This is a genomic window from Gammaproteobacteria bacterium (assembly GCA_029884425.1).
In the GTDB taxonomy this organism is placed as follows: domain Bacteria; phylum Pseudomonadota; class Gammaproteobacteria; order S012-40; family S012-40; genus JAOUHV01.
The window spans coordinates 1-11806 of record JAOUHV010000027.1 but is presented as its reverse complement, the minus strand read 5'-3'; the positions used below and the strand labels follow the sequence as shown (position 1 = coordinate 11806).

Here is an 11806-nt window from a genome sequence, read left to right as displayed (position 1 = left end):
CATGCCCGAATTACCCGAAGTCGAAACCACGCGTCGCGGTATTGCGCCCCATATTGAGGGTCAAACCGTACAGCGCGTGATTCTACGGCGCGACACTTTGCGTTGGCCAATCCCTGACAACCTTGACCGCCTGCTCCGCAATCAACCTCTACAGCAAGTAACCCGCCGCGCCAAGTATCTGCAACTGCAATTTGCCCACGGCATGCTGCTCATTCATTTAGGCATGTCTGGCGGCCTGCGCATCCTGCACTCACCAATACCAGCCCCAGGCAAACACGATCACGTCGACATTATTTTTAGCAACGGCACCGTACTGCGCTTTCATGATCCTCGCCGGTTTGGATGTGTGCTATGGAGTGATGACGGTAATCACTCACTACTGACAGAACTTGGTCCCGAGCCACTGGATGATACGTTTGATGCTCAATACCTTTTTGATCTATCGCGAAAAAAGACTGTAAATATTAAAGGGTTTATCATGAACAGCCGAAACGTGGTGGGGGTTGGAAACATCTACGCCAGCGAAGCATTATTCATGGCAGGAATATTACCCACCACCGCTGCGGGCGATGTTAGCCGGGCGCGTTTTGAGAAACTGTGTCAGTCCATTAAGCTGGTATTGACCCGCGCTATTGACCAAGGCGGCACCACACTCAAGGACTTCAGCAACAGTGATGGCAAACCTGGTTACTTTGCCCAGCAGTTGCAGGTTTACGGACGGGAAGGATTGCCTTGTCCGAAGTGTGCGAATGCAATCAGTAAATCCATTTTGGCACAGCGCGCCACCTATTATTGCGGACGGTGCCAACGATAGATAACTCAGGAGGACAGGGTGAGCAGTAAATTTGCCGTACTTTCCGTGGATGATGAGCCGGCAACACAGGATTTAATCGGTTACGCCCTCGACAACGAATTTGATCTGCTGTATGCCAACTCCGGCGAACAAGCACTGCAGATGCTGCAACAACAAAAACCGGATTTGATTCTGCTGGACGTGCGTATGCAAGGCATCGACGGTTACCAGCTATGTCGCACCATCAAAGATACTGCTGACACCGCTTCACTCCCCATCATTTTCGTTTCAGCAATGGATTCGCTCGAAGAACGCCTGCAGGGCTATCAGGCAGGTGGCGATGATTACCTCATCAAACCATTTCAAGCCGAAGAGTTGCGTACCAAGACCAAACTCGCCATTGAAACCAAACGCCGCGCCGATCAACTGCAACAAAATGCTAACGACGCCATGCGCACCGCCATGACAGCCATGACCAGCACCGGCGAACTCGGCGTTGTACTCAATTTTTTGTCGGAAAGTTTCCGCTGCAACAATTACCAGGCACTCGCCCAGGCCATCCTCGACAGCATGGCCAACTACCAGCTCAATTGCTGTTTACAAATTCGCAGTGAAAAACAGATCGTCGAACTGGCAGCCACCGGCAGTGTCAGCGCGATCGAAAGCAGTCTGCTGACCAAACTCGCCAGCGAGAAGCGTATTTTCGATTTTGGCAATCGCACTGCGTTTAATTTTCCCGGCATCACACTGCTGATAAAAAACATGCCGCAGGATGACAGCGAACGCTACGGTCGCATCAAGGACAACGTCGCACTGTTAGTCGAAGGCGCTGACGCACGCATTCACGCCATTGCCGCCAGCAATGCAGTCTCACTGCAGCAACAGGCACTCAGTCTGGCCCTGGATGGGGTTGAAAATGCCATTCAGGGCATCAACCAGAAATATCATCAACAGCAACAGCACAGCGCCAGCATTCTCGAAGATTTGCGTGCCCAGGTAGAAGAATCTTTTTTCCACCTGGGATTATCCGAGCAGCAAGAACAAAAATTGATGGAGATCGTCAACTCCACCCTGACTCGCAGCCAGGCGCTGTTTGATCAGGGATTGGAAGTCGATCAATTACTGGGACAACTGGCCAAACGCATTGAGCAGTTCCATTAGGAACTGCTCGAATCACTTTCTTTTTCACCCGCCAGCGTCGCACATTCTTTAAATACCCTGTGCGGACAGCGGCGACAGATTTCGCGATCCAGTCGCTGAGATGTGATGACGTTTAAGGCTTCCTGCTTGGAGCGGAAAATGTTCTCCTGGCCAATTTCCTGACCATAGCCACCTTGCTTAAAGCAACTGCACACCGCATCCTTTACATCATACAAATACATGCCGCCGCCTTCACGTCGATGACGATTGGCTTCCTCAACCAAAAATTCCGCGCCAGCGACATCGACAAAATGAATTCCCGAGCACACCACCAGCACATGTTTTTGTTCTGGATGCATTTCGGAAAATCTGGCGAAGGTGTCACGACAATGTGCTACCGCACCAAAAAACAACGAACCATCAATACGAACAATTTTTAACTGCGGACATTCCTGCAATTCAGGGTCAGTATTAAATGCACGATGCGGCAAACGAGGATCAGGCATGCGTGACAAAATACGCGGCCGGGAAGTGCGATTCAGATAGGCAATGAGTGACAACAACACACCGAGAAAAATAGCGAATTCCAATTCCAGGAACAGTGTCGCCACAAACGTGGCCACCAGAATTCCACCTTCAGATCGACTCGCCTTGAGCACCCGTTTGATGTGATGAAAATCAATCAGCGTCCAGCCCACCAAAAACAAAATTCCCGCCATCGCCGCATTGGGAAGATAAGTCACGTAGGGTGCCACCAGCAACACGATGCCCATCAGCATCACCGCAGCAAACACTGCCGACAGGGGCGTTTTTGCCCCTGCCTCATAATTCAAACCACTGCGATTAAACGAACCGGTGGCCACATAACCTGAGAAAAATCCGCCGAAAATATTCGACATTCCCTGACCAATAAATTCCTGATTACCGTTTATCTGCTGTCCTGACTTAACCGCAATGGATCGGGCAATCGACACCGCTTCGGTGAGTGCAAACAGCGTCACCGCAAACGCCACCGGCGCCAGTTCACGAATCACTTCCAGACTAAATTCCGGTGACGACAACGGTGGCAATTGCTCGGGCAATGCACCCACGGTAGAAATACCCGTATACGACTGACCATAAATGCCGTTAAACAAGATCGACAACCCTGTCCCCACCGTCATCGCGACAATCATGTATGGAAACTTGCGCCACCAACGTCGCGCAGCAATGCCCGACAGCAAGGTCGCCAGCGCCACCGTCGTCACAAACCAGTTGATTTTATCCAGCTGCGAAACCATGCTCAGCAGGACTTCGTAAAATCGCAGGCCGCGCTCCATTTCCAAACCAAAAAAGTTTTTAATCTGCGCGGCAATGATCAGAATGGCAGCACCGGCAGTAAAGCCAATCACCACCGAATGCGAAATAAAATTCACCAGCGTGCCTAGCCGCGCCAGTCCCATGGTCAACTGAATCACGCCCACCATGAACGTCAGCGTCAACACCAAACGCACGTAATCAATGCTACCGGGTTCAGCATAGGCGCTGATGGCGGAAAACAACACAATGGACGCCGCCGTAGTCGGCCCGGACACTAAATGCCATGACGAACCGTACAGCGCAGCGATGATTGCCGGCACCATGCCCGCGTACAAACCATATTCCGGCGGCATACCGGCGATGGTGGCAAACGCCACCCCTTGAGGCAACACCACCACCGCGCCAGTCAAGCCCGCCAGCAGGTCCGCTCTCAGGCTTTGTCCGTCAACCCGATGCCACCACATCAAAAACGGGAACAGCGTCAGCATCCAGGGGGAATAGGAACGTCGGTTACGCGACATGGGCGGCAAACTCCCGGGTGACACATCACCCTTGTATATTAGAGAATATTTATATACTAAACTATGAGCACTTCATTTTCCAGCCGACACCTGCAGCAGAATCTGTCTGCAGCGTCACAATACTCACAAAAATATAGCGTAATCAACAAACTGATCGGCGTGTCCGGCGCTCACTCAATACCATCGACCGATGACCGCTATAAATTAAAGATATCCACCGCCCGCAGGCTCTCATGCGCAAACTCAGCCAAACCCATGCCGACTCATCCAGGCATGTTGTCGAACGACTTGGTATTTTTACCTTGTTGCTGGCTATTTTGCTGTACAGCGATCATTTTGGCTTCGCGCTCTTTCACAGCCTGGCGGAGCTGTTTACCATCCTTGTCTCGCTGATCATGGCCGTGGTGGCCTGGCAAGGCTTCCGCTTTACCCGCAACCACTATCTGCTAGTGCTAGGCAGCGGCTATTTCTGGGTAGGCTTGCTGGGTCTGCTGCACACCTTCACCTACCCCGGTGTTACCATCATCACCCCGCCCAGCGTCGACACCAGCGCCCAACTCTGGATGGCCACTCGCCTGCTTGAGGCCATCACCCTGCTGTCCGCAGTATTTTTCCTGTCTCGCGCCGTCCCGGCCTGGCGGCTGAATCTGCTGATGGCCGGATACACCGTCGCGGTGACTGCGATGATATTCAACGGCCAGTTTCCAGCCACCTACTCACTTGAGTATGGTCTAACCCCGACGAAAATTTATGGCCAATACGTCATTATTGCGATCTTGCTGATCGCACTGTGGTTCACCTGGTCACGCAGGGTGTTGCTGGATCGCACTTTACTGCGGCAAATGTTGGCGGCGATTTTATTCACCATCGCGGCAGAAATTACCTTTAGCGCCGATGAAACCCTGCATGCGTCGTTCAACGTCATTGGCCATGTGTTTAAATTCATTTCGTTCTGGCTGGTATTCGATGCATTGATTCTGGCGTCACTGACCAAACCCTACACGCTGATGAGCAACGAGGCTAACAGCTTCCACGCCATCCCCATGCCCGTATTACTGCTGGCACCGAATGGCACCATACTCAGCGCCAACCCCGCCGCCAGTCAAATGAGCGGTCTGGCCATCAACGACATGCTGGGCAAACATTGTCACCCGCTGTTTCATCCCCACGATATTGGCGAACAGCAATGCCCACTCTGTCAGCACATCCGCAATCAGGAAGAACTGCGCGGTTTTGAGATGCCCTACGACAACGACACCTGGCATGAGTTTATGCTCACGCCGATTGGTGCGACTGTGCCCGGCATCATTCACGTCAGTCACGACATTACCTTGCACCGACAACTGCTCAACAGCGTTCGCCAGAACGAGCAGAAATATCGCAATCTGGTGGAAAACATCAAAGGTGATCTGTTTTTCTATACTCGTGATCTGCAGGGCGAATATCAGTACGTGAGCGCCTCGGTGGAACGCGTGCTGGGTTTCCAGCCAGAACAGTTTTTACTGCTTGCACCCAAAGCGTTCGCTTTGCTGCATCAACCTACCGGCGACAATACCAGTAACAGCGAACTGGAAATCAACGATGCTCATGGCAAACCCCACCAACTGGAAATCAGTGAAAGCACTATTTTTAACGTGCGTGGCGAACCCATTGGCACCGAAGGCATCGCCTACGACGTCAGTCGCCACATTGAAATGGATCGACATCTGCGCGCCATTAATGATCAACTTACCCAATCACAACAACGCCTGGCGCTGCATGTCCAACGCACGCCGTTGGGCGTGATTGAATTCGACACCCAATTTCGCATCACCCAGTGGAATCATGCAGCAGAAAAAATCTTTGGCTATCGGCGCAACGAAGTATTGCTCAAATCTGGCGCAATACTGGTACCTGCGAATGAACAACAAAATATCCAGAATGCCTGGGATGAGCTGATGAGCCAGCAACGCGGCTTTCAGACCACTCGGCACAATCTCGCCAAAGATGGTCACATCATCATTTGCGAGTGGTACAACTCCGTGCTCACCGACGAAAATGATCAAGTCATCGGCGTTGCCTCACTGGTCAACGACATCACCGATCGCGAAATCGCCGAAGCCCGACTCAACTACCAGGCCAACTACGACAGCCTGACCGAATTGCCCAACCGCCAGGCAGCGATGGACAGCATCGACACTGCAATCAACAGCGCCAAACGCAACCAGACCTCCATGGCGATGCTGTTCATCGATCTGGATTTGTTCAAGCACGTCAACGACACACTCGGCCATGCCATCGGCGATGAGATGCTGATCGAAGTCGCCAATCGACTGCGCAAAAGCGTGCGTTCAATAGATACTGTTGCTCGCCTTGGCGGCGACGAATTTCTCATCATCCTGCAAGATCTGCCTGAACTCCGACAAGCCAAAGCCGTGGTGCGTAAAGTGTTATCCAGCCTGCGCCCGACGTTCCACATCGGCGAACTCAAGCTGCACATCGCCGCCAGCATAGGCATCAGCGGCTATCCCGATGACAGCGATAGTCCGCAAACCCTGCTGGCCTATGCCGATACCGCCATGTACAAAGCCAAGGAAAAAGGCCGCAATACCTACGCATTTTTTGATCAGAAAATGAGTGAAAAGGCCAGCCGCCGCCTGCAACTGGAATCACGCCTGCGCCATGCCATTGCCCAAAATGAACTGGAACTGTACTTCCAGCCGCAAATCAGCCTGCAAGATCAACGTATCATCGGTGCCGAAGCACTGCTGCGCTGGCGTGATGACGAACTGGGCCAGATCAGCCCCGACGAATTCATTCCACTGGCCGAAGACACCGGTCTGATCCAGCCCATCGGCCAGTGGGTACTCGATCAGGCCTGCCAGGCCGCCACCAAATGGCAAGACCTGTATCCGCACCCCATTCGCGTTTCAGTGAATTTTTCACCACGTCAGCTGCATGACGAAAACTGCCTCATGCATCTTGAACAAGCCCTGCACCACAGCCGCCTGCCTGGCCACCTGCTGGAAATGGAAATCACCGAGCGACTGTTGCTGGAAAACATCCAGGGCACGCTCAACCTGCTGTTCCAGATCAAACAATTGGGCATACGCCTGGCGCTGGACGATTTTGGTACCGGATACTCGTCGCTGGGCTACCTCAAACGCTTCCCCTTCGACGCGCTGAAAATCGACAAAGCCTTCGTGCTGGATGTGTTGCAGAACAAGGACGATGCCGCCCTGTGCCAGGCCATCATCGCCATGGCCAAAATCCTCGGCCTGGAAGTGGTGGCCGAAGGCACCGAAACCCTCAACCACGTCAGTTTCCTGAAGCAAAGCGGCGCCGACACCGCCCAAGGCTACGTCCTGGCGCGACCTATGCCGTTGAACCGTTTCCTCAGCTATATCACCCAATACAAACCAGACAAAAGCTTCTAGCCCTGCGCCGAATCACCCTGGTCAGCGTCAATCGCCCACAAATTGAACACTTGATAATATTAGAGATTAGCTATATTCTATGCACATTAGCAAACTCTAATATTCACTAATGGCCCCCGTCCATCAGTGAATTTAGCTTACACATGAGGCACATACCAATGCACAACCAACTGATTTTTGGACTATTTCTCTTGATTGGCCTGGGTTCGGCGCAAGCTGCCGAAAATGGCGCGCTGCTTAGCCACAAGGCGCAATACCAGCTACACACCAAAGAACAGCTGTTGGATGGCGTGGTAGAGGCCGTCAATCGGGCGACCATTTCCTCTGAAGTTTCCGGCCGCGTCACCGCCATCAAGGTGGATGTGGATGATTTCGTGGAAAAAAATCAAATCATCGCCTACGTCCGCGACAAGGAATACAAAGCCGGCCTGAGCAAAGCCAATGCCGCGCTGCAATCTGCCCGAGCCGAAGCCAAGGATGCTCGTCTGGATTTCGACCGCAAAAAGGATCTGGCCAACCAGGGACTGATTTCCGTGGCCATGCTGGATCAGGCCCAGGCACGACTGAACGCCGCCGAAGCCAACGTCAACGCTGCTGAAGCCCAGGTCACCGAAGCCAACGAACAAGTCGGCAACACCGCGATCCGCGCGCCCTATTCCGGCATTGTCACCGAGCGTCTCATTGAGGTGGGCGAAATGGCCAGCCCCGGCAAACCCATCATGAGCGGCTTGGCCATGAACAAATTGCGCGTCAATGTACAAGTGCCACAAGCCTTCATCAACGCCGTGCGCCAGCACAAGAAAGCCAGCATCATTTTGCCGGACGGTCGTCGCATTGATGCCGCCAAACTGACCATTTACCCCATTGCCGATGCCGCCCACCACACCTTCCGTGTGCGTCTGGATTTGCCGGAAAACACCGAGCAGATTTTCCCCGGCATGTTGGTGAAAGCCTCGTTCACCGTGGCTGAAGAACAAGCCCTGCTGGTTCCCGCCCAAGCTGCGTTCCACCGCAGCGAAGTCAGCGCAATCTACGTGATTGCCGCCGACGGTAAGATCAGCATGCGCCAGGTGCGCCTGGGCAACCGCAAAAACGATCTCATTGAAATTCTGTCAGGTCTGCGCGCCGGTGAAACCATCGCTCTGGACCCCGTACAAGCAGGCGTGCAGTTAAAGTCTCAGGCCGGAGGTAAGTAATGAGTAACGACAAACTCGGCTTTTCTGGCAGCGTTGCCAAAAAGTTTCTCAAGTCGGAAATCACCCCGCTATTGGCGCTGGTTGGCCTGCTGCTGGGCATTTTCGCCGTATTGGTCACCCCGCGCGAAGAAGAACCGCAAATCGACGTCACCTTCGCCAACGTGTTCATCCCCTTCCCCGGTGCCACCGCCAAGGAAGTGGAAGCACTGGTATCCACACCGGCCGAACAGGTGTTGTCAGAAATTGCCGGCATTGAACACGTTTATTCTGTGTCTCGCCCCGGCATGTCGGTGCTGACTGTGCAGTTCGAAGTCGGCCAGGATCGCACCCGTTCCATCGTCAAGCTGTACAACAATATCCTGTCCAACGAGGACTGGATTTCGCCCAACCTGGGCGTAGGCAAGCCCATCATCAAGCCCATGGGCATTGATGACGTGCCCGTGGTCAGCCTGACATTGTGGACCAAAGACGAAAGCCGTGGCGCGTTTGATTTGCAGAAAGTGGCCCACACCATCGAGTCCGAACTCAAGCGCGTGCCCGGCACCCGTGACATCTACACCATCGGCGGTGCCGATCAGGTAGTGCATGTGCTGCTCGATCCGCAGCGTCTGTCCGGCTACAACATCGACATCCAGCAGATCAAACAAACCCTGCTGGCGGCCAATGCTTCGGAAAATGCCGGCGAAGTGGTACGCGATAATCAGGAAATCACCATCCAGGCAGGCACTTTCCTGTCCGAAGCCAATGAAATCAACAACCTGATCGTCGGCCTGTCCAACGGCGCGCCAGTGTATCTGCGCGACGTGGCTACCGTACGCCACGAAGCCGACCAGCCCGAGCAATACGTCTGGTTTGGCACCGGCCCAGCGGCGGCGGACAAGGCCATTGATGGCCAGGGCATTTACCCCGCCGTCACCGTCGCCATTGCCAAAAAACCCGGCACCAATGCCATTGAAGTGGCCGAACAGGTTATTGAGCGCTTTGACCAGTTACGCGGCATTTTCGTCCCTGAAGGCGTTGAAGTCACTGTAACCCGTAACTACGGCGCCACCGCCAACAACAAGGCGATGACGCTGATCCAAAAGCTGTTCTTCGCCACGGGCGTGGTGGTGTTGCTGGTGTTGTTCACCCTGGGCAAGCGTGAAGCCTTTATCGTCGGCACCGCCATCGTTGTCACCCTGGCGCTGACCCTGTTCGCCTCCTGGGCGTGGGGCTTTACCCTCAACCGCGTATCGTTGTTCGCGCTGATTTTCTCCATCGGTATTCTGGTGGATGACGCCATCGTGGTGGTGGAAAACATTCACCGTCACCTGCAGATGGGTAAAAAGAACCTGGCCGAAGCCATTCCGCTGGCAGTGGACGAAGTGGGTGGTCCCACCATCCTGGCGACCTTCGCAGTGGTTGCGGCCCTGCTGCCCATGGCATTCGTGTCCGGCCTGATGGGGCCGTACATGAGTCCGATTCCGATCAACGCCAGTATCGGCATGGTGATTTCGTTGGCGGTTGCCTTCATCATCACTCCCTGGCTGACGCTGAAAGTGCTGCAAAACCAGCAACATCACGCTGCCGGTGATGCTCAGCATCAGGACGTGAATCCACGCATGCTGGCGCTGTTTGAAAAAGGCGTACGTCCCTTCCTGCGTGGCCGTGAAGGCCGCAGCAATCGCAACAAACTGACCATCGTGGTCATTGCCCTGATCGTGATCTCGGTCAGCTTGGCGGGATTCAAACTGGTGGTGCTCAAAATGCTGCCGTTTGATAACAAGTCCGAGTTCCAGGTCGTGGTCGACATGAACGAAGGCACCTCGCTGGAGCAAACCGCGCTGGTCATCAAGGAACTGGGTGACTACCTGAGCACCGTGCCCGAAGTCACAGATTATCAGGCCTATGTCGGCACCGCAGCGCCGATCAACTTCAACGGTCTGGTGCGCCAGTATTACCTGCGTGATGGCGCCAATGTGGCCGACATCCAGGTCAATCTGCGCGACAAGTCCTTGCGTGAGCGCAAGAGCCACGACATCGCCATGGCGGTGCGCGGCCCGCTGGTTGAGATAGGCAAGAAATATCAGGCCAACGTCAAGGTCATCGAAGTGCCACCCGGTCCACCGGTACAGGCACCGTTGGTTGCAGAGGTCTACGGCATCAACTACGACGGCCAGATTGAAGTCGCCAAATCCATTCGCGAGGTGTTTGAAAACACCGCCGACATCGTTGACGTGGACGACAGCGTCGAATCCCCCAGCGCCAAGTGGGTCATCCAGGTGGACAGACAGAAAGCTGCATTGCTGGGTCTGAACCAGCAAGCCGTCACCGACGCCATCGCAACCGCACTGCGCGGTGCCGATGTCAGCAATCTGCGTACGATTCACACCAAATCGGCAGTGCCGATACGGTTGGAATTCAGCGAAGGTGACAAGGCCGACATTCAGTCACTGCTGGCGCTGAAAGTTCGCTCGCAAACCGGCAAGCTGATTCCGTTGTCGGCAGTCGCCGAAGTGATCGGCAGCCGTCGTGAATACAGCATTCTGCACAAGGATTTGTTACCGGTGGTGTTCGTCACTGGCGATCTGGCCGGCAATCTGGACAGCCCGCTGTACGGCATGTTCGACATCCTTGGCCAGTTGGCCGACACGCCGCTGAAAGCCTTGATGGGCGAAGAGCTGACCCAGTATCTGATCAACCAGCCGGAGAACCCCTACCAGTACTCCATCAAGTGGGATGGCGAATGGCAGGTGACCTACGAAACCTTCCGCGACATGGGTCTGGCCTATTCGGTAGGTCTGATACTGATCTACCTGCTGGTGGTAGCGCAATTCCGCAGCTACGTCGTGCCGCTGATCATCATGGCGCCGATTCCGCTGACAGTGATTGGTGTCATGCCCGGTCATGCACTGCTGGGTGCGCAGTTCACCGCGACCTCGATGATAGGCATGATCGCACTGGCAGGGATTATCGTGCGTAACTCCATTTTGTTGGTGGATTTCATCAACGAGGAAGTTGCGCGTGGCGTCAACTTCCAGGACGCGGTGATTCGCGCCGGTGCCGTGCGCGCCAAGCCCATCACCCTGACCGCACTGGCGGCGATCTTGGGCGCGCTGTTTATCCTCGATGACCCGATCTTCAACGGTCTGGCCATTGCGCTGATCTTCGGCATTCTGGTGTCAACGCTGCTGACACTGGTCATCATTCCGGTGATGTATTACGCGTTCAAATACAAACAACTGGAAAAAGCCTAACCAATCCTGCTCCACCCCCTTCGCCCCCGTTAATCGGGGGCTTTTTTTACCCCAGCGCCAATCCAATGGAGGCTGGACTGTAGTGGTCTAATAAAACCGGACACCATTTTAGGTGGTAAAATTGCCACCCTGAACGAGGTGTTCCATGAAAAAACAGCGTCGAACCTTTACGACAGAATTTAAACATGATGCCGCTGCCTTGGTT

Annotated in this window: 6 protein-coding genes; 5 read left to right on the top strand and 1 reads right to left on the bottom strand. The window is 54.2% G+C overall.

Annotated elements, in window-relative coordinates; all coding sequences use genetic code 11:
- The first annotated feature begins 1 nt into the window (after nucleotide 1).
- Together mutM and OEW58_08580 are read left to right on the top strand one after the other, a co-directional pair.
- Nucleotides 2-814 (top strand): bifunctional DNA-formamidopyrimidine glycosylase/DNA-(apurinic or apyrimidinic site) lyase, encoded by an 813-nt coding sequence (mutM, locus tag OEW58_08585; GenBank protein ID MDH5301402.1) that lies wholly within the window; start codon nucleotides 2-4, stop codon nucleotides 812-814.
- A gap of 18 nt (nucleotides 815-832) precedes the next feature.
- Nucleotides 833-1954 (top strand): response regulator, encoded by a 1122-nt coding sequence (locus OEW58_08580; protein MDH5301401.1) that lies wholly within the window; start codon nucleotides 833-835, stop codon nucleotides 1952-1954.
- On the opposite strand, the gene OEW58_08575 is transcribed toward OEW58_08580, so the two are convergent.
- Nucleotides 1951-3753 carry a SulP family inorganic anion transporter gene (locus OEW58_08575; protein ID MDH5301400.1) on the bottom strand — a complete coding sequence of 601 codons (1803 nt, stop codon included), beginning with the start codon at nucleotides 3751-3753 and terminating at the stop codon, nucleotides 1951-1953. The two genes, OEW58_08580 and OEW58_08575, sit on opposite strands and share 4 nt — an antisense overlap.
- A 233-nt stretch (nucleotides 3754-3986) precedes the next feature.
- On the opposite strand from OEW58_08575, the gene OEW58_08570 reads away from it, so the two are divergent.
- The 3 genes from OEW58_08570 (at nucleotide 3987) to OEW58_08560 (ending at nucleotide 11601) form a co-directional block, all read left to right on the top strand.
- On the top strand, nucleotides 3987-7169 hold the full coding sequence (locus tag OEW58_08570; protein ID MDH5301399.1) for an EAL domain-containing protein: 3183 nt from the start codon (nucleotides 3987-3989) through the stop codon (nucleotides 7167-7169).
- A gap of 158 nt (nucleotides 7170-7327) precedes the next feature.
- Nucleotides 7328-8365 carry an efflux RND transporter periplasmic adaptor subunit gene (locus OEW58_08565; protein MDH5301398.1) on the top strand — a complete coding sequence of 346 codons (1038 nt, stop codon included), beginning with the start codon at nucleotides 7328-7330 and terminating at the stop codon, nucleotides 8363-8365.
- The gene (locus tag OEW58_08560; protein ID MDH5301397.1) at nucleotides 8365-11601 is read left to right on the top strand and encodes an efflux RND transporter permease subunit; all 3237 of its coding nucleotides are present in this window, start codon (nucleotides 8365-8367) and stop codon (nucleotides 11599-11601) included. The genes OEW58_08565 and OEW58_08560 overlap by 1 nt, the downstream gene beginning before the upstream one ends.
- Nucleotides 11602-11806: the final 205 nt, after the last annotated feature.